Genomic DNA, 19,137 nt, shown 5'->3' with positions numbered 1-19,137 from the left:
CAACGATGGATGATACAGTTAAATATTTCACAACATTAATACTAATAAAAATAATGGGTTAAAATTTTAAATACATTTTTCATTCCTTAACGGAAGGAGAAACGTACTCACTCGTCAAAAAACGCCCGCAACTTTTGTACGATGACTTTATTAAGCTGACAAATTCGGGCTTCTGTCAGTCCAAGCATTGAGGCAATCTCTTTCAGGCTTAATTCATGGTGGTAATACAACCCCAGAATCGTCTGTTCGCGCTGTGTCAGGCTTGCTACCGCGCTTTTTAGTGCCCGGCTATCCAGTACTTCAGCTTCAAGCGAGCGGCTTTCCAGCGCGTGGGCGTGAAGATCGTTATCCAGGCTCTCCAGCTCACTGGCGGAGTCGAGCAATAAATAGTGCTGATACTCCTCCGGTGTAATAGAAAGCCGTTCGCTTAGTTCATTAAAATTCGGCACATAGCCAAGTTCTCGCGCCAGATCGCGAATGGCGTCGTTGAGCTTGTACATTTTTTGGCGCAGCCGCCGGGGACGCCAATCCTGCTGGCGTAGCTCGTCAAGAATTGCCCCACGAATGCGCTGGATGGCGTAACCGGCAAATTGCGCATCCGGTTGTCCATAGCGACGCAATGAAAAGAGCAACCCCGTCAGGGCGACCTGGCGCATATCGTCTTTATCCATTACGTTGCTGGTTTGCCAGGCGAATTGTTTCACTACTTTATGCACCAGCGGCAAATAATCGCGTACGTAGCGCGCTTCATCGGGAAACGTTATCGTTTCAGAGGAAATTACACTCATCATTATTAACAGCGCAGACTAGATTTATTAAATAAAAACAGACGTATGCTGTTTTTACATTTTTAAGGCTGAGGTTTTTCATTAGTTCAGTGCGTAAAAAAATTAATTATTTAATTAATTAAACAAACAACAATAAATTAACATCAAACTATTACAACCAGCGGCACTGCACGGCCTCCCGCCTTAACTGGTGTAAAAAGATACACCACACCCCCTATTTTTAATCCCCCGAAAAGCGCCAATTAATGAATTTGCGTATAATTCATCTATCGCACAGTAGTATTATTAATATCTCATATGGAATGATTACTGGGGTCAGAGGATTTACTCATCTGCCTTCACGTTAATTAATCCTCAATTACGGTTAACAGCCTAAATAATAGCTTGTTCCAGGATGGAGCGACCCGACATTCGTCATGAAAAAATATTGTTACGCTATTAACAATTGGTTAATTGATTTACCTTCCGGTTCAATTATCCATTTAGTCACCGGAGAACATAAGCGGCTGGGCGCCTATCAGCTCAAACTGCTGGATCTGCTGCAACAGCACCCGGGTAAGGTTTTTACGCGGGAAGAGTTGACCAACCAGGTCTGGGAGGGGCGGGTTATTGGCAATAATAGCCTGCCAAACGCCATTCACGCCCTGCGCGCGGCGCTGGAAGATGACGGCAAACAGCAACGCATTATTCGCACTGTACCTAAACGGGGCTACATACTGGATGCTGAATATTGCCAGCAGGTTGAAAGTCCTCAGGAAGATATTTCATTAGATAATGAGAAATCTCTCGCAGAGGCGGAAACAGCCAATACGCTGCCGCACGCTTCTGACGTGGCGCATGAAACAGGTGTACAACCAATGCGCTATCGCCGTGGCGCCGTCGTATCGCTATTACTGATTGTCGCGCTTTTGGTCGCCTTTATCGGCTATTTGAAAATCGCTCGCGGCCAGAGCATACGACCTGAAGAGCTGGCAAAAAACGAGTACAGCAATATTCGTCTTTATACGCTTATAAAACCCGGCGAGCATCTGCAGGATCAGGCCACGGTATACAACCGGCTCAAAGACACTTATCACCTTTTAAATGAGCAGATAAAAAAGCAATCCATCAACCTGAACATCTATTCGCGAAGTGATAAACAAACGCTGAACTTCACCCTGCGCTTATACAGCACCTGTGGGCAGAATATTCTGGCGATGCAGATCTATCACTGGCGGGCCAATTTGGCTTCACTTAATGAATTGATCCTTGAAGAAACGCGGAGAAAACTCGATGAAATGGCGCCTTGCAAGACCGCATAAGTACGGAGTCATGCTGATGCTCACGGCGCTGATTGGTGCTGCCTGCGGCTATGTGTGGCATCGTTCGCAGCCGGCATTAAAACCGGGCAGTAACATGACGCAGCAATTCGGTTTTTACGATTTGCCGCAGCAGCAAAAAGAGCTTTATGACGTCCGTTTGTCCACCGTTGGAGAGACGATAGTAAGCCATGTCAGCAGTCCTACTAACCCTCAGTTCAGGCTAAAAGGGAGTTTCGTGCAGAGAAACCAGGTGGGTGAGAAACGCATTTTTACCTACACATCTGTTCATTTCGTCCCCTCACCGGAGACCCAGTTGCTTGCCAGCAACATTGATTTACTGGTGCATTCGCAAGTGCGTATGCAGCAACTTTGGCCAGATGGCGTGCCGCTGGTCACTATGCAAAACGGGATGATCTTTTTCTACCCGCTGGACGACAAGTAGGGAACGGCGTGGGGTTGTTATCACGCCAGCTCACCAGACCCGGATTCATCGCCAGCCAGCAATGTTTCCCCATTAGTAATGGCCAAATATCATTAAGGCTGGCGGCATGCTCTATCGCACGATGGTAAGCATTTAATAACACGGGATAATAGCTGGCATTAACGGCATAGGCCGCAGCGCTCCCGGCATGATGCACACGAGCGATGCCGGGTAGCGTCAATAGCGGCGAGAAATGTTGATAGTGCCCACCCAGCAGCAACACATGCCAGTCCAGCCGATGAAGACTCATAAAGATGCGATTCGCCTGGGCGCATGCCCTTTCATCCTGCACCAGCTGAAAGCCGGCATCTAACAGCAGGACATTGCGCCACCCTTGCCGTTGCGCTTCGCTCAATACCATGCACTGTGTCTGTAATTCAGCCAGTCTGCTATCACTCCCTGACGCTCTGGCAACAGGCCAGAGTTGTTCCGCGCTTATGCCCGCCTGGCTTAACACTGCACATTGCGCACCGAGCAATGCCTGATCCTGCACATTAAAGAGCACTGCTACCTTTGCAAAACTGCGCCACTGTAAATTGCAATGCAGCGACAGCTGCGGGCTCTGCCAGAAAGGGAAAGTAGCGGCGTAATTCAGTTTATGCATTGCATCATCCTTGCAGATAACAGGCGTCATAATGGTATTTGTGACTGACCATAGATAGTTAAAGCCGGTGGGTCTTTTAACGCAGACAGGGTGAAAAGTCCCATCAATCAACGACATTAAATAATTAACGCTTAGAAAACATGCCAGTAAGTAAAATCTGCATGAAATAGTGTCGTATGAACGGCGTCACATTTCTGCTGTAATAAGCAAATAAGAATAAATTATTCTTATTAAACATTTTGTGAGTAATATATTATTCCTTAACGGATGCCTGCGCCGCAGGGCAACAGGCAAAAAACTGTGAAACCGAGTTGAGCGAAACGTTGATGAACATTGATCTCTCCAGACTGACTACCGAAGGCCGCAATACTGCCAGCGCTGACATTGACATGCTTGATACCGAAGCAATGTTGCGGGTTATCAACCGTGAAGATCAAAAAGTGGCGCTGGCGGTGGAAAAAACGATCCCGGCGATCACGCAAGCGGTAGATGCTATTGTGGTGGCTTTTCAGAAAGGCGGGCGCTTGATTTATTGCGGCGCCGGTACATCCGGACGGCTTGGGATCCTGGATGCCAGCGAATGCCCGCCAACCTATGGCACCCCGCGCGAGCAGGTGGTGGGTCTGATTGCTGGCGGCCATCGCGCCATTTTGCAGGCGGTAGAAAACGCCGAAGACAGCCTGACGCTCGGTGTTGACGATCTTAAGGCGCTCAATTTTAACGCCAACGATATCCTGGTCGGCATTGCCGCCAGCGGCCGCACGCCGTATGTCATTGCCGCGATGCAATACGCCCAAAAACTCGGTGCGACCACCGTCGCGCTGACCTGCAACGCGGGCAGTGAAATGACGCAAATCGCCGATATCGCCATCGTTCCCGTGGTGGGTGCGGAAGTCGTTACCGGCTCGTCGCGAATGAAAGCCGGCACCGCGCAGAAACTGGTGCTGAACATGCTGACGACCGGCGCGATGATCCGCAGCGGCAAAGTGTACGGCAACTTAATGGTCGATGTGGAAGCCACCAACCAGAAGCTGGTGCAGCGGCAAATCAATATTGTGATGGAAGCGACCGATTGCGACAGCGCCACCGCAACCCAGGCGCTGAAAGCCTGCGACGGGCATTGTAAGACCGCCATCGTCATGGTGTCAGGCGGGCTGAGCGCTGACCAGGCAGCACGTCTGTTAGCCGATAACGGTGGGTTCATTCGCCAGGCGCTGGCTAACGCGGGAGTCAACTAATGGCCAAAATCAGCGAGCAGTTTATTGCCGCAATCCTGCAACTGGTGGGCGGCAAAGCGAATATTAAAACCTGCGGCAACTGCATGACGCGGCTGCGTCTGACGCTGAACAACGATGCCCTGGTTGACAACGCCGGGCTCAAAGCACTGCCCGGTGTTCTCGGCGTGGTCAATAGCGAGGATCAGTTGCAAATTATCGTTGGCCCCGGCAAAGCACAAACGGCGGCGGAAATGATGAGCGCGATGACAGGCGGCGTCAGCGCGCCTGTGGAAGCGGCGTCGCTGAAAAGTATCGCCAGCGATACCAAACAGCAGATGAAAGCGAAACAGACCAGCGGCGTGCATCAGTTTCTGGCGAAATTTTCTACCATTTTCACCCCATTAATCCCTGGCTTTATCGCCGCCGGGATGCTGCTCGGCTTCGCCACCCTGATTGAGCAAAGCCTGCTTATCAATGCCGCCGAAAAAAATGCCACGCTTGTCCATATCGTGGGTTATATGAAAGTTTTCGGCAAAGGGCTGTTCACTTTCCTGCCGATTTTGATTGGCTACAACGCGCAAAAAGCCTTTGGCGGTAGCGGCGTCAATGGCGCGATCATCGCCGCGCTATTTGTCCTCGGTTACGATCCAAAAGCGACAGTGGGCTATTTTTCCGGTATCGATAACTTTTTCGGCATGGGCATCGATCCGCGCGGCAACATTATCGGCGTGCTGATCGCCGCGATCCTGGGAGCCTGGATTGAGCGGCAAATCCGTAAATTCATGCCGGATAACCTCGATATGATCCTCACTTCGTTGCTGACGCTACTGATCACCGGCGCGCTCACCTTCACGGTGATCATGCCGATCGGCGTTGAGCTGTTTAAAGGCATGTCGTGGCTGTTCCTGCACCTTAACGGCAACCCGTTCGGCTGCGCGGTGTTGGCCGGGCTGTTCCTGATTGCCGTGGTGTTTGGCGTGCATCAGGGTTTTATTCCGGTCTATTTCGCGCTGATGGATGCGCAGGGCTTTAACTCGCTGTTCCCGATTCTGGCGATGGCGGGCGGCGGCCAGGTGGGCGCGGCACTGGCGCTTTATTTCCGCTCGGCGCGCGAGTCGGTGCTACGTAATCAGATCCGTGGCGCAATCATTCCCGGCCTGCTCGGTGTCGGCGAACCGTTGATTTACGCTGTCACGCTGCCGCGCGTAAAACCGTTTGTCACGGCCTGTATCGGCGGTGCCTGCGGCGGTTTCTTTATTGGCACTATTGCCTGGTTCGGGTTGCCGGTTGGGCTAAATACTGTGTTTGGCCCTTCTGGCCTGGTGGCGCTGCCGTTGATGACCTCCGGGCAGGGGATCTACACGGGAATGGCGGTCTACGCCGCAGGCGTGGTTGTCGCCTACGTGTGTGGTTTTCTCGCTACCTGGTTTTTTGGTCACAAAAACGTGGATTTAAGCTAATGCTCGATGTCACCCGGCGCAAAGCCGGGTGACATCAGGGCATCAGAAGCGATAAGAGAGGCTGCCGACGATGCTGCGTTCCGCACCGAAGTAGCAGTAAGAGAGCGAATTACACGCCGCGACATAGCGTTTGTCGGTCAGGTTGTTGACATTCACCTGCGCGCTCAACCCTTTCAGACCCACATTACTCAGGTCATAACCCACCGCCAGATCGACCAGCGTGTAAGACGGCAGCGTGTGCGTGTTCTGGCGATCGGAGGTGATGCCATTGACATAGCGCACGCCAGAACCGACAGTCAGCCCGTTCAGCGCCCCCTCTTTCACGTCGTAACTGAGCCATGCACTGGCCTGATTACGTGGCGCGTACACCGCGCGTTTGCCCTGCTCCTGCGCACTGCTTTTTTTGTAGCGAATGTCGTTGTAGGTGTAAGCCGCCTGCAAACGCAGGTTGTCCGTCAGTTGCCCCACCGCTTCCAGTTCCACGCCTTCAGATTCGATCTCACCGATGGAACGGTAGGGATCGGTCGGCTCCACTTTGGTGGCGATGTTCTCCTGGTTGATGCGATACACCGACGCGCTGTACATGGTTTGCGAGCCTTCCGGCTGGTATTTCAGCCCTGTTTCCCACTGTTTGCCTTTCATCGGTTGCAGGATCTTGCCGTACTCGTCGGTAAAACTGGTCGGCGTGAAGGCGGTCGAGTAGCTGACATATGGCGCAAAACCGCTATCAAACAGGTACATCAGCGCCGCGCGGCTGCTGAAGTGGTTCTTATCCAGCGTATCGCGGGTGTCGTTGATCTTATTGACGTTGGTGATCTTCACCTGATCGTAACGACCGCCGAGCGTCAGACGCCATCTGTCGAGGGACATCTGATCCTGGGCGTAGATCCCGGTCTGCTCAAGTTTGTGTTTTTCACGGCTATAAACGCTGATCGACAGCGGATCGGCGCCATAAACCGGGTGGAAAGCGTCGATCGCCGGGAAGCTGCCGTACGACGCGGTGACATTATTGCTGCGACGCTGATAATCCACGCCAAACAGCAAACGATGGTTGATCACGCCGGTATCAATGCTGCCATCGATCTGGTTATCCAGCGTCACCGCCGAGAGCGATTCATCCGAGCCGGAGTAACCCCGGTTCAACTCGGTGTCGTTCAGCCAACCCGAAGCATACACCTGGTTAAGATCAACGGTGGTATGCAGGTAGCGCAATTTCTGGCGCACCGACCAGCCACTGTCAAAGGCGTGTTCAACGTTGTAGCCGACCATATTTTCGCGGCGATCGTATTTGTCGTAATCATCTTCGCCTTCAAAGAAGGTGCTGGAGATTTTCTTGCCCGCGTGCGGCACCACGGTGCCTTCATACGGCAAACCGGAGTGGCTGCCGCCTTCCGGATCGCGATGCAGGTAAGCCATCAGCTCCAGGCGCGTGTGATCGGTAATGCGCCAGGTCAGGCTCGGCGCGATGGCGTAACGCTGCTCTTTCAGGTGGTCAAACTGCGAATCCGCATAGCGCGTCATACCGGTTAAACGCACCGCCACGCGGTCGTTGTCATCCACCGGGCCGGTGACATCAAACGCCGCGCCGCGCTGGTTGTTATTTCCGGCGAACAGCTTCACTTCACCGCCAGGATCAAACGAGGGTTTGCGCGAATTCAGCGCCACAATGCCGCCCGGCGATGAACGTCCATACAATACGGATGCCGGACCGCGCACCACTTCTACGCTATCCAGGAACCACGGATCGATAACCAGCGAGCTGTGCGAATTGGTGTCGCCCATCATTTTCAGCCCGTCGAGATAGACGTTATCCAGGCTGCCGTCAGAAAAACCGCGCAACACGATATAGTCAAAACGGTTCGATGCGCCAATCTGGTTACTGTAGACGCCCGGTGTGTAACTCACCGCCTGGCGCACGCTGATGGCGCCCTGCTCTTCATACTGCTGGCGGGTAACAATCGATACCGCCTGCGGCGTTTCGATATCCGGCGTCTCCAGTTTGGTCGCGCCGCTTTGCATTTGTGAAGTCACTACCACGGTATCGTTGCCGGGAGTTGTCTCTTGTGCCAGCACCGTTACGCTCATCCCGCCGGTTATGCAGCCAATCATCAGCGCCAGTCGCGTTTTTGCGAACATGAAAATCTCCAGAAGCCGTTATTATTGTAAATAAGAATTATTACCCTTTTGAATTCGCCAATAGCTATGCGCAGTGATGATTCACGTATGCGCAATGATAAAACCGCGCCCGCGACAGCAAAACTGGTCTACACAGGGGAAAATCAGGACGCGCGGATTTCGCTGGGAGCCATACCGTAGCGGCGGCGAAACGCGGTGGAAAAATTGGTGGCGTGCTGATAACCGGACATCCACGCGGCTTGCTGTACGCTGTAGCCCTGGGCCAGATAGCGACGCGCCAGTTCAAGACGGCAATCGCGCAGATAATCAAACACTGAGTGACCGTACGCCTGGCGGAACTTCACGCGCAGGCTGCTGGCACTCATCGCCGCCAGTTGCGCCAGTGCCGCCAGGGTGTACTCTTTTTCGGGGTGCTGCTCCAGCAAACGGCGTACGTTTTCCAGCCGCTGCTGTGCGCCACACGGGGCTGTGCGGCGGCTCTCCTGCCCTTGCAAGCGCTGCGACAGCGCGTTACCCAGCAGTTGCAACATCACTCCTTCCAGCATCAACTGGCGAGAGAGCGCAGGCAGCGAGGCTTGCTGGGTTTGCTGTAAACCAGTCAGTAAAAAGCCCGGCACCTGCCATAAAAAGGTCGGTGCGCCGTGCGCTTCCCACTGCTGTAAAAGTGCGCTGAGGAGCGGCGATTGCCAGCAGCTTGCCGGATCGACGCCAAGCGATAACGTGCGCAGATGGCAATCCGCCAGATGGCTGGCGTTCATCACCTGGTGTTCGCTCAGGCGCGAGGTAAACGCCATGCCGGAGCGCACAACAAACGCTTCGCCGTTGAGGCGCAGCATCACACTCCCTTCCAGCACCACCAGCATATAGAGCGGGCAACTGTGCAGCGAGGTGGTTTCATAAGGTTGCAGAACGCGAATATCAGAACGGGTAAGGTTGATACCCGAAGAGAGCGTCATCTCTTCAACATCGCCCTGGATAACAATGCGCTGCGCTTTGCTGAAAAGACCGGTTGCCAGCGACGGGAAGCGGTAATCAATCCCATAACGCTCGCCAAAACCGATAAAGTCTTCAATTGAAAAGTGTCTTTTTTGCATAGACGGCAGCCATCGCTATCTGTCGAACCCTCACCCGCGCGCGGGCGAAACGGCCTACACCTTATCATTCGCCCTGATACGCTTCAATAATATTGAGAACTATTCTCAACACACTGATTACGGCGTGTTAGCCCCGTCGGCGTTTCCCAGCACACCGAGGATTTGCTGGCGCAACCATTTATGTCCGGGATCGCGGTGCAGCCGTTCATGCCAGAGCATCAGCATGTCAAATCCTGCCAACTCAACAGGCGGATCAACCACCTGTAACGCACCAGTGGTGGCGACAAGCCGCTCCGGCAGCACAGCGACCAAATCGGTGCGCGCCAGCGCATCCAGCATAAACAGGAAATGCGGCACCGAAAGCACCACATTGCGCGTCAATCCGCGAGCCGCCAGCGCGTCGTCTGTTGCCGCCTGAAATCCGCCGCCCTCCGGCGAGACAATCACATGCTCCAGCTGGCAAAACTGTTTGATCGACGGGCGGCGTTTAAGCGCCGGATGGCCTAAACGCCCCGCAAGGACATAGCGCTCAGTGAACAATAACCGCTGGTGCAGCGACGCCGGTGCGCCTTCGCGCAAATGGAAGAACAGATCGATATCGCCCTGCTCGGCCTGGCGCTTAATCTGGCCGGGGTTAAGCTCAAACACCGCGAGGCGGCTGGCGGGCGCGTCGCGACGCAACGTGCTAAGCAGCGGCAGCAGTACCGCCGATTCGGTGTAATCCGTCGCCGCAATTCGCCAGGTAACACTGGCGCGGGCGGGATCAAACGCGTTGACTGGCGACACTGCGCGCTCCAGCGCTTCCAGCGCCTGGCGTAACGGTTCACGTAGTTCGTCCGCCCGCACGGTCGGCTGCATACCGCGCGGGCCAGGCAACAGCAACGGATCATCAAAGATCTCGCGCAGCCGCGCCAGTTGCACACTCACCGAAGGCTGAGAAAGATTCAGCCGCTGCGCCGCGCGCGTGACATTGTGCTCACGGAGCAGTACATCCAGCGTCAGCAGCAGGTTCAGATCCAGGCGGTTGAGATTAATCATGACTATACCTGTGATATCAGCAATTAATTTCTACTATATCCGTGCGTCGCCTACCCTGCAGCTTCAATCTTATTGCCGGGAGTTGTTATGAATGTATTGATTGTTTATGCCCATCCGCAGCCGCATTCGTTGAATGGCGCGCTGAAAGCGTTCGCCGTGCAGCACCTTGAAAAAGCAGGCCACCATGTCGAGGTTTCCGACCTGTACGCCATGCAATGGAAAGCGCAGCTCGACGCGAACGACAGCCTTGATGCGCCTGTTGGCGATGTTTTCAACCCATCGGCAGATTCGAAACACGCCTTCGGGCAGGGCCGACAAGCTGCGGATATCGCCGCCGAACAGGCCAAACTGCTGTGGGCCGACGCGGTAATATTCCAGTTTCCTCTGTGGTGGTTTTCCATGCCCGCCATCATGAAAGGCTGGTTCGACCGCGTTTACGCCTGCGGTTTCGCCTACGGTGTGGGCGAGCACAGCGACACACACTGGGGCGATCGCTACGGCGAAGGCAGCCTGGCCGGTAAGCGCGCCATGCTGCTGGTCACCGCCGGTGGTTGGGAATCGCACTACAGCCCGCGCGGTATCAACGGCTCTATCGACGACATTCTGTTTCCGATCCAGCACGGCATGTTGTTTTACCCGGGTTTTGAGGTGCTGCCGCCGCTGGTGATTTATCGCACCAGTCGCGTTGATGACGCGCGATTCGCCGCGCACCGTGAAGAGCTGGCACAGCGGCTGGATACGTTATGGCAGACGCCGCCGCTGCCGTTTCGCCAGCAAAACGGCGGGGATTACACCATACCGGCGTTAACCCTGCGTCCGGAGATTGCGCCGGGCGAAATTGGGCTGGCAATTCATCAAAAGAGAAAAGCATAAACGCAAAAAAATAACCGGCGTCAATAAATGGCGCCGGTTTATTCTATTTGCACTCCCTCACAATGCCTTCAAATTAATATCAACTCTCTTCGCTATTATTTTCTGGCGCATTTCTCCATTGTTTTTCATTATTTCTTCACAATAGCAAGTTTTGTAAATTCCAATAATTTGCGCAGAAAATGATTAAGCGGAAAATATAAATTCGTTTAATCTATTTGAGAGTTGAGAACGATCACTCTCAAAAATCAGCCAATCGAGGGTTACCGATGCCGCCGAAAACCACGCAGGAACAACGTCATCAGCAGCGTAAAGATGAGATTATCGCCGCCGCCCGTCGGCGTTTTCGCGTGAGTGGCTTTCACGCCGCCAGCATGTCGCAAATCGCCCTCGAAGCTCAGTTGAGCGTCGGGCAGATCTACCGCTATTTCAGCAGTAAAGACGCCATTATTGAGGAGATTGTTCGCCGAATCATCGACTACCGCATCGCCGAAATGGAAAACAAAGCCGAAACCACGCACCTGCCGGAGGTGCTGGCCTGGCGGCAAACGCTTAGCCCGGATGACGACGCATTAATGCTGGAGATGTCTGCCGAAGCGACGCGTAATCCGCAGGTTCAGGCGATGATGGTCGAAGCCGACGCCCGCATGTTTAACAATGCCTGCAACCATATGCAGAGCCGACATCCGCAGTTAAGCGCCGAACAGGTGCGCTGCTGCGTTGAGCTGCTGGCAGGCCTGATGGAAGGCGCGACATTACGCCGTTTAACCCCGCAAAAATGCGACCCGACGCAGTTAAAAAAGTTGTATCAGGAAATCATCACGATGATATTTCTGCCAAATAAATAACCCGACAAATATAAACCCGCGCTTATTTCCAGCCCTTCTGAAATAAATGCCAACTCGCCTGCTTATTCTCCTGTTTTAAAAACGGGCAGGCTTCGCGCATGCCAGGAAAATAGTCATGAAGTTAATAACCACAACATTGATGGCCGCCCTCGCGTGGTTTGATGCGATAACGCCACACCACCTGCACAACGTCCAACTCAGGAAGTCGGCGTCGTCATACTGAAAAGCCAGCCGCTCGACGCTGACATCTATGCGGTAGCATTCTGTTCACTAAATAGTCATTTGCGCGCCATCCTATTGCAGCATTTTTTTCACAGACTCTCTGGCTTTCGAAACCCGTAAATTTGTTTTCAGGCATTTATGAAAAAATACTGGCTTCCCTGGCTGATTCTGTCGCCGTCACTGCTGTTCCTGGCGCTGTTTACCTACTTTCCGCTATTTCGCTCGGTGTACGACAGCCTGTTCGACACCCGCATGGCAACCCAGGATGCGCCATATGTCGGGCTGGGAAATTTCACCCGCCTGCTGGATGACAGCGTGTTCTGGCAATCGCTGTTCAATAACCTGGTTTATCTGCTGCTGACGGTGATCCCGGGCGTCACGCTGGCGCTGCTGCTGGCGGTGGCATTATGGGAAAACCACCGCGTCAACCGCTGGCTGCGCACCGCCTTTTTCTTTCCGATGATTATCCCGATGGTCAGTGCCGCCGCACTGTGGCTGTTTATCTTTATGCCCGGTATGGGGATGCTCGACCACTATCTGGCGCAACTCTTCGGCCCGATGAACAACAACTGGCTGGGCCGCAGCAACAGTGCGCTGTTTGCGCTGGCGTTGATTGGCGTCTGGAAGTTTGCCGGCTATTACATGCTGTTTTTTCTTGCTGGCTTGCAGGGCATTCCCGCGTCCACGCGTGAAGCGGCAGTAATGGAAGGCGCGAGCACCACGCAGGTGTTCTTCAAGGTGACGCTGCCGCTGCTGCGCCCGACCATCAGCTTTGTCGTTACTACGGCACTGATTTACTCCATTACCCAGATCGACCACGTGGCGGTGATGACGCGCGGCGGGCCGGACAACGCCACCACCGTGCTGCTCTATTACATTCAAAACCTCGCCTGGGATACCCACGATCTGGGTAAAGCCTCCGCAGCCACCTTTCTGACGCTGGTCGGGCTGTTCGTCTTCTCGCTGGTCAACCTGAAACTACTGGAAAGAGGAGCGCATTATGAGCGTTGAGATTACGCCTGCCATCAGCCGCAGCACGTCCGTAGCGCGCCCGTTGTGGCTGCGCCTGCGCCACTCCCGCCCGGTGACGATTGCGGTACTGATGGTTTGCCTGGCGCTGCTGTGGGTGAGCCCGTTTATCTGGATGCTGTCGTCTGCGTTCAGCGCCACCACGTTTGGCGAAGACATGGCGTCGATTCTGCCGCGCTTCCCGCTCACGCTGGATAATTTTCGCGACGCATGGGACAGCGCCAACTGGCTGAGCCTCTACGCCAACACGCTGATTTTCGCCTTCGGCACCTTCTTCGTTCAACTGTTCACCATCACTACTGCCGGTTACGTCTTTGCCTGCCACGAATTTCGCGGCAAGAAAACGCTGTTCATCCTTTTTCTGGTGCAACTGATGATCATGCCAGTAGTGATGATGATCCCCAACATGCTGACGCTGAAAACCTTCGGCCTGCTCAACACCCTGACCGGCGTAATGATGCCCTATTTCACCTCGGCGTTCGGCGTGTTCCTGATGCGTCAGGCGTTTCTCGCGATCCCGAAAGAGATCGAAGAGGCCGCGCTGATGGAGGGCTGCCGCTGGTGGCAGGTGCTGTTCCGCGTGATGTTACCGATGTCGTGGCCGTCGGTGCTGGCCTTCGCCACCGTCAGCATTACCTACCACTGGAACGAGTATTTATGGCCATTAATGATGCTCAACGACCCGGACAAGCAGGTGCTGACGGTCGGCCTGGTGTCATTCGCCATGGGCGCGGAGTCCGGCGGCCAGTGGGGAATGATCAGCGCCGGAACGCTGATGGTCTGCCTGCCGTTGATGGTCGCGTTTATCGCTTTTCAAAAGCAGTTTCTCCGGAGCTTTGGCTTTTCCGGGATTAAATAAGGAGTTGAGTGATGTTTTTAGCGCAAATTTCAGATACCCATTTCCGCAGCCAGAACGAGAAGCTGTACGGTTTTATTGATATCAACGCCGGGAATGCCGATGTGGTGTGCCAGCTTAACGCCCTGCGTGAGCGCCCGGATGCGGTGGTGGTCAGCGGCGATATTGTTAACTGTGGCCGCCCGGAAGAGTACCGCGTGGCGCGCCAGATCTTAGGCAGTCTCGACTACCCGCTGTTTGTTATTCCTGGCAACCACGACGACAAAGCCCATTTTCTCGAATACTTGCATCCGCTGTGCCCGCATCTGGGTAACGATCCGCAGAACATGCGCTACGCGATTGATGATTTCGCTACCCGCCTGCTGTTCATTGATTCCAGCCTTGCCGGGGAGTCAAAAGGCTGGCTGACCAACGACACGCTGAGCTGGCTGGAAGCACAGCTCAGCAATAGCAAAGACAAACCGACCGCAATCTTTATGCACCACCCGCCGCTGCCGCTCGGTAACGCGCAGATGGATCGCATCGCCTGCGAAAATGGTCATCTGTTGCTGAAACTGGTGGAGCGCTTCCCGGCGCTGACGCGCATTTTCTGCGGCCACAACCACAGCCTGACCATGACCCAGTATCGCCAGGCGACAATTGCCACCATTCCTGCAACGGTTCACCAGGTGCCGTACTGCCACGAAGATACCCGCCCGTATTACGACATGTCGCCGCCGTCGTGCCTGATGCACCGCCAGATTGGCGAACAGTGGGTGAGCTACCTGCATCCGCTGTCGCATTACGCTGGCCCGTGGTTATACAACGAGAGCATCAGTTGCCCGGTGGATGAGCGTTAACCCCATGTTAAGACTGCAAAACATAAGCAAACAGTTCGATGGCAAACCGGCGCTCAACGCGCTGTCGCTGGATATCCACGACGGGGAATTCGTGGTGCTGGTTGGCCCTTCCGGCTGCGGTAAAAGCACGCTGCTAAGGTTAATTGCCGGGCTGGAAAGCGTCAGCGACGGCGCGATCCTGCTCGATAACGACGACATCACTACGCGTTCACCGCGCGAGCGCAATTTCGCGATGATCTTCCAGAACTACGCGCTGTTTCCGCACCTTTCCGTGCGCGACAACATCACCTTCGGCATGAAAGTGCGCCACGAAGAGAAAGCGACCTGGCAGCCGCGTCTGGATCGCGTGGCACAGATGTTGCAGCTCGACACGCTGCTGGAGAGAAAACCGGCAAAACTCTCCGGCGGCCAGCGCCAGCGCGTGGCGATGGCGCGCGCGATTGTGCGTAACCCGAAGCTGTTTTTAATGGACGAGCCGCTCTCTAACCTTGATGCGCGCCTGCGCACCGAAGTGCGCGACAGCATTATGGCGACGCACCAGCAGCTCAAAACCAGCACCATTTATGTCACGCACGATCAGACCGAAGCCATGTCGATGGCCGATCGCATTGTGGTGATGAATGGCGGTCACGTGCAGCAGGTTGGCCGCCCGGAGCACCTTTATGCGCACCCGGCGAACCTGTTTGTCGCCGGGTTTATTGGCTCTCCGGCAATGAATCTGCTCGCGTTGCCGTGCGCCAATGGCAACGTGCTACTGGATGAGCAACGCCTGCCGTTACCAGCTCACGCCCGCAATGCCGCCGACGTGTGGCTGGGCATTCGCCCGGAACACATTACCGATACGCCGGAAGCGGGCCAGTTGGTGCTGCCCGCCACGGTGATTCAGCGGGAACTGATGGGCGCGGATTACCAGCTTCACGTCAGCACGCCAATCGGCAACCTGCGTTATATCCGCCGTCACAGAGGCGATGTGCCCAATAAAGGGGACACACTCCGCGTCGGTTTTTCACCCCTTGATAGCCATCTTTTTGATGCGCAAACCTTGCTTAACTTACACCAGGAGAAAGACCATGCCTAAGCCTCTGCCAAAGACGCTGCGAGTGCTTACTTACGCCATAACCTTTGCCATCAGCGGCACGGCGATGGCGCAGGAGAAGATTGATTTCATGTTTCCGGCCCCGGTGGACGGCAAACTGACGATGGAGATGACGCGTGTCATCAAAGCGTTTAATGACTCGCAAAAAGAGGTGGAAGTGCGCGGGATTTTCACCGGCAATTACGACACCACCAAAATGAAAGCCGAATCCGCGCAGAAAGCGGGTCAACCACCTGCGCTGGTGATCATGTCTGCCAACTTCACCACCGATCTGGCGCTGAAAGATGAAATTCTGCCGATGGACGAGTTGTTCAAATATGGCGACAAAAAAGCGGGCGATTTCCTGCAAACCGCCTTCTGGCCTGCGATGCGCAAAAACGCGCAAGTGATGGGCGTAACCTACGCCATTCCGTTCCACAACTCGACGCCGATCCTTTACTACAACAAAACGATGTTCGACCAGGCGGGCATCAAACAGCCGCCGCAGAACTGGAAAGAACTGCTCGACGACGCGAAAAAACTCACCGATCAGAGCAAAGGCCAGTGGGGCATTATGCTGCCATCGACTAACGACGATTACGGCGGCTGGATTTTCTCCTCGCTGGTGCGCGCCAACGGCGGAAACTACTTCAACGAAAACTATCCCGGCGAAGTCTATTACAACGCACCGACCACCATTGGCGCGCTGCGCTTCTGGCAGGATCTGATCTACAAAGACAAAGTGATGCCCTCCGGCGTGCTGAACTCTAAGCAGATCAGCGCCGCGTTTTTCTCTGGCAAGCTGGGCATGGCAATGCTGAGCACCGGCGCGCTGGGCTTTATGCGTGAGAACACCAAAGATTTCGAGCTGGGCGTGGCGATGATGCCCGCGCAGGAGCAGCGCGCCGTGCCGATTGGCGGCGCCAGCCTGGTGAGCTTTAAGGGCATCAACGATGCGCAGAAAAAAGCGGCATATCAGTTCCTGACGTACCTCGTCAGCCCGGAAGTGAACGGCGCCTGGAGCCGCTTCACCGGCTATTTCTCGCCGCTGAAGGCCTCTTACGACACCGCCGAGATGAAAGAATACCTGAAACAGGATCCGCGCGCGGCGATTGCGCTGGAGCAACTGAAATATGCCCATCCGTGGTATTCGACGTATGAGACGGTCGCGGTGCGTAAAGCGATGGAAAACCAGCTCGCGGCGGTGGTGAACGACGAGAAAGTTACGCCACAAGCCGCCGCTGAAGCCGCGCAGAAAGAAGCAGATGCATTGATGAAACCGTACGTTGAAAAAACGGCGCTGCAAGCTGTGAAATAAGCCATTCAGCCCCGCAAGGATGCGGGGCAGTTCTCCTTTTTCGCCATGATTTTCTCTGCTTTTTCAGTATCATTTGAGCGCCAGTCAACAGGCTTCACGCATTTGCGCGACAGGTTGATCGCAATGGAAGAGGTATTCAATGGGCTTTAGCGATAAGGGTGTTATTCAGCAATGATTGATGAAAAAGAAGCGATTGAATCCGCGAAAGCTTACGCGTTAAAAAATTTCATCAACTGCTGGGACTATGATATTCACCTTGCAGCGCTTGTAGAGCTCGACGGTGTTCAGTATTGGGAAATTAAAACTAACCTGGCTTCTCCGCCCGGCACGCCATTCTATGAGCAGATCTTGCCCTCATCGATTCGGTATTACGTCAATCCACACACCGGGGAGTGCGTCGGGTATAAAACCCATCGGGATAACCAGATTAGCCAGTGCAATCGGTGATAAGTATTGAGCAAGCCCCAGTAAGTATTTACTTACACGCCAGCGCTTGAAAATGCTATAACGGCTGGCGTTTTCACCTCACTCTTCCCGCGAAAGGATCTTCGCCAGATGCCCCTCTAACTGGTGGCGCTGCAAATAGTTGGTCACGTCGCGTTCCCAGCCTTTGCCATCGCCCAGCACCGCGCGGCTGTGCGTCGGGGCGTAAAGATAACGGGTGTCATACAGGTTCAGCAGCGACTGGTTCATTGCATCAATATTGGCCCCGGTTTTTTTGCACTTCTCCTGCTGGATAGCCAGTGAGCGCAACACCCGTTCCCGCGTCTCTTCGTCGGGGGTATAACTCCGTTCAGTCAGTTCACTGAGCACCAGGAACTGCGGTTGAATACTCTCTGCCAGCGCGGCCTGCAAACGATCGTGACCGTCGAGGATCACGAACGACGCCAGCCCGGCGATAAACCACACCAGAATCGGCGGCAACTCGCCCTCGCGGCATTTCTTGCGCCACCACTTCACGCGTCCGCTTGCCGGGTCCACCGGGTAACGCGCCAGCAGCAGATGGCCATTCCACCACCAGTCGACAAACGTCACCTTTTCCGGGTTTTGCAGGTCGGGGAAATCCTCGCTCCACAGCGACCAGTTAACGCTGATTTGCGCGCTGCTGGCCGGAGTATGAAAACGCCACTGCTCAAACGGTAGCGGTTTATTGAGGACATACGGCGCAGTCGGTTTGACCTGCTCCATTGGGCGCAGCAACCAGCGGCGCGGTGCCAGCAGCGGCGTTGGCGCCTCCATCAACTGGCGGGCAAAATAACGACACCAGTAGCTTATCCAGTTCGCGTCGCCTGCGCGTTTAGCGCTTTCCACCTCTGCCGAGGTGATTGCCGGCAACAGCAATTCCTGACAAGGATGTTCCGCGTTGAACACCAGCCAGACGCCGGAGTGATCTTTCAGCATGGTGGCCCAAAACAGCGTCTTACCATTGACCTGCAACGCCATGCGCCCGTTGTGCCCGCTGAGCATTTCCATCGCCTGGCCGTCGCCTTCGCGCACCATCAGTTCCAGCCCCTGCCAGCTCTCATTACGATCGCGAAGATCCTTCCACCAGTAATCTGTCATGCCATCCTCCCTGCGAAATGAACGAAAAGTGTAAAACAACATGCCGCCCACAATAACCACGAAAATAATGCGCCTTTATGAGCGGATGAACAGTTTCCCGCCAGCCGTTTCTGTATGTTTATTACTCAACTCACTGCCAAGGAGCACACCATGTCTCACGCCGAACTTCACTGCCACTCCTGCGGAATGCCGCTATCCGCACCGGAAGCGCGTGGCCCCAGCGATAAATATTGCGTCTGGTGTACCGACAGCGAAGGCCAGTTGAAATCCTGGGAAGAGGCCGTTTCCGGCCTGGCGCAGTACCTGGATTCCTGGCAGCACGTCGGTAACGAAGAAGCGCGTAAACGCGCCGTTCGCTATCTGACGTCGATGCCCGCCTGGGCTGACAGAGCCTGATC

General features: G+C 54.7%; 19 protein-coding genes. 13 read left to right on the top strand and 6 right to left on the bottom strand.

What is annotated here, in order from left to right; translation table 11 throughout:
* Positions 1 to 107: 107 nt before the first annotated feature.
* Positions 108 to 791, bottom strand: coding sequence for a FliA/WhiG family RNA polymerase sigma factor (locus BN2591_RS07295; RefSeq protein ID WP_086870292.1), 684 nt, complete (start codon positions 789 to 791; stop codon positions 108 to 110).
* 413 nt (positions 792 to 1,204) lie between these two features.
* Between BN2591_RS07295 and BN2591_RS07290 the strand changes: the two genes are divergently transcribed.
* Together BN2591_RS07290 and BN2591_RS07285 are read left to right on the top strand one after the other, a co-directional pair.
* The gene (locus BN2591_RS07290; RefSeq protein WP_086870290.1) at positions 1,205 to 2,089 is read left to right on the top strand and encodes a winged helix-turn-helix domain-containing protein; all 885 of its coding nucleotides are present in this window, start codon (positions 1,205 to 1,207) and stop codon (positions 2,087 to 2,089) included.
* A gap of 10 nt (positions 2,090 to 2,099) precedes the next feature.
* On the top strand, positions 2,100 to 2,531 hold the full coding sequence (locus BN2591_RS07285) for a hypothetical protein (protein WP_086870288.1): 432 nt from the start codon (positions 2,100 to 2,102) through the stop codon (positions 2,529 to 2,531).
* On the opposite strand, the gene BN2591_RS07280 is transcribed toward BN2591_RS07285, so the two are convergent.
* A complete protein-coding gene (locus BN2591_RS07280) occupies positions 2,485 to 3,174 on the bottom strand; it encodes a hypothetical protein (protein WP_086870286.1) in 690 nt (229 codons plus the stop codon). The two genes, BN2591_RS07285 and BN2591_RS07280, sit on opposite strands and share 47 nt — an antisense overlap.
* Before the next feature lie 326 nt (positions 3,175 to 3,500).
* Between BN2591_RS07280 and murQ the strand changes: the two genes are divergently transcribed.
* A complete protein-coding gene (murQ, locus tag BN2591_RS07275; protein ID WP_086870284.1) occupies positions 3,501 to 4,412 on the top strand; it encodes an N-acetylmuramic acid 6-phosphate etherase in 912 nt (303 codons plus the stop codon).
* Positions 4,412 to 5,851, top strand: coding sequence for a PTS N-acetylmuramic acid transporter subunit IIBC (gene murP / locus BN2591_RS07270; RefSeq protein WP_086870282.1), 1,440 nt, complete (start codon positions 4,412 to 4,414; stop codon positions 5,849 to 5,851). Before murQ ends, murP begins: the two co-directional genes overlap by 1 nt.
* A gap of 42 nt (positions 5,852 to 5,893) precedes the next feature.
* Here murP and foxA read toward each other — a convergent pair whose 3' ends face one another.
* The 3 genes from foxA to BN2591_RS07255 form a co-directional block, all read right to left on the bottom strand.
* The gene (foxA, locus tag BN2591_RS07265; protein WP_086870280.1) at positions 5,894 to 7,987 is read right to left on the bottom strand and encodes a ferrioxamine B receptor FoxA; all 2,094 of its coding nucleotides are present in this window, start codon (positions 7,985 to 7,987) and stop codon (positions 5,894 to 5,896) included.
* 143 nt (positions 7,988 to 8,130) lie between these two features.
* A complete protein-coding gene (locus BN2591_RS07260) occupies positions 8,131 to 9,081 on the bottom strand; it encodes a helix-turn-helix transcriptional regulator (RefSeq protein WP_086870278.1) in 951 nt (316 codons plus the stop codon).
* Between the two features lie 117 nt (positions 9,082 to 9,198).
* A complete protein-coding gene (locus BN2591_RS07255; RefSeq protein WP_086870276.1) occupies positions 9,199 to 10,119 on the bottom strand; it encodes a LysR family transcriptional regulator in 921 nt (306 codons plus the stop codon).
* Between the two features lie 87 nt (positions 10,120 to 10,206).
* Here BN2591_RS07255 and BN2591_RS07250 point away from each other — a divergent pair, with 87 nt between their 5' ends.
* The 8 genes from BN2591_RS07250 to BN2591_RS07215 all read left to right on the top strand — a co-directional run bounded on the left by BN2591_RS07250 (position 10,207) and on the right by BN2591_RS07215 (position 17,623).
* On the top strand, positions 10,207 to 10,992 hold the full coding sequence (locus tag BN2591_RS07250) for an NAD(P)H-dependent oxidoreductase (protein ID WP_086870274.1): 786 nt from the start codon (positions 10,207 to 10,209) through the stop codon (positions 10,990 to 10,992).
* Between the two features lie 266 nt (positions 10,993 to 11,258).
* Positions 11,259 to 11,837 (top strand): TetR/AcrR family transcriptional regulator, encoded by a 579-nt coding sequence (locus tag BN2591_RS07245; RefSeq protein ID WP_086870272.1) that lies wholly within the window; start codon positions 11,259 to 11,261, stop codon positions 11,835 to 11,837.
* 360 nt (positions 11,838 to 12,197) lie between these two features.
* The gene (locus BN2591_RS07240) at positions 12,198 to 13,070 is read left to right on the top strand and encodes a carbohydrate ABC transporter permease (protein WP_086870270.1); all 873 of its coding nucleotides are present in this window, start codon (positions 12,198 to 12,200) and stop codon (positions 13,068 to 13,070) included.
* Positions 13,060 to 13,947 (top strand): carbohydrate ABC transporter permease, encoded by an 888-nt coding sequence (locus BN2591_RS07235; RefSeq protein ID WP_086870268.1) that lies wholly within the window; start codon positions 13,060 to 13,062, stop codon positions 13,945 to 13,947. The genes BN2591_RS07240 and BN2591_RS07235 overlap by 11 nt, the downstream gene beginning before the upstream one ends.
* Positions 13,948 to 13,958: 11 nt before the next feature.
* Positions 13,959 to 14,783 (top strand): phosphodiesterase, encoded by an 825-nt coding sequence (locus BN2591_RS07230; protein WP_086870267.1) that lies wholly within the window; start codon positions 13,959 to 13,961, stop codon positions 14,781 to 14,783.
* Between the two features lie 4 nt (positions 14,784 to 14,787).
* Positions 14,788 to 15,861 (top strand): ABC transporter ATP-binding protein, encoded by a 1,074-nt coding sequence (locus tag BN2591_RS07225; RefSeq protein ID WP_086870265.1) that lies wholly within the window; start codon positions 14,788 to 14,790, stop codon positions 15,859 to 15,861.
* The gene (locus tag BN2591_RS07220; protein ID WP_086870263.1) at positions 15,854 to 17,176 is read left to right on the top strand and encodes an ABC transporter substrate-binding protein; all 1,323 of its coding nucleotides are present in this window, start codon (positions 15,854 to 15,856) and stop codon (positions 17,174 to 17,176) included. The genes BN2591_RS07225 and BN2591_RS07220 overlap by 8 nt, the downstream gene beginning before the upstream one ends.
* Before the next feature lie 171 nt (positions 17,177 to 17,347).
* A complete protein-coding gene (locus tag BN2591_RS07215) occupies positions 17,348 to 17,623 on the top strand; it encodes a hypothetical protein (RefSeq protein ID WP_086870262.1) in 276 nt (91 codons plus the stop codon).
* Between the two features lie 78 nt (positions 17,624 to 17,701).
* Here the strand turns inward: BN2591_RS07215 and BN2591_RS07210 are convergent, their stop codons facing one another.
* On the bottom strand, positions 17,702 to 18,739 hold the full coding sequence (locus BN2591_RS07210) for a hypothetical protein (protein ID WP_086870260.1): 1,038 nt from the start codon (positions 18,737 to 18,739) through the stop codon (positions 17,702 to 17,704).
* A 150-nt stretch (positions 18,740 to 18,889) separates the two neighbouring features.
* On the opposite strand from BN2591_RS07210, the gene BN2591_RS07205 reads away from it, so the two are divergent.
* Entirely contained in the window at positions 18,890 to 19,135 is a 246-nt protein-coding gene (locus BN2591_RS07205; protein WP_086870258.1) for a zinc ribbon domain-containing protein, read from the top strand.
* Positions 19,136 to 19,137 lie beyond the last annotated feature (2 nt).

The organism is Kosakonia pseudosacchari, assembly GCF_900184035.1.
Taxonomy (GTDB): Bacteria; Pseudomonadota; Gammaproteobacteria; order Enterobacterales; family Enterobacteriaceae; genus Kosakonia; species Kosakonia pseudosacchari.
The sequence above is the reverse complement of the archived record's forward strand: the minus strand, read 5'-3'. Positions and strand labels throughout refer to the sequence as shown.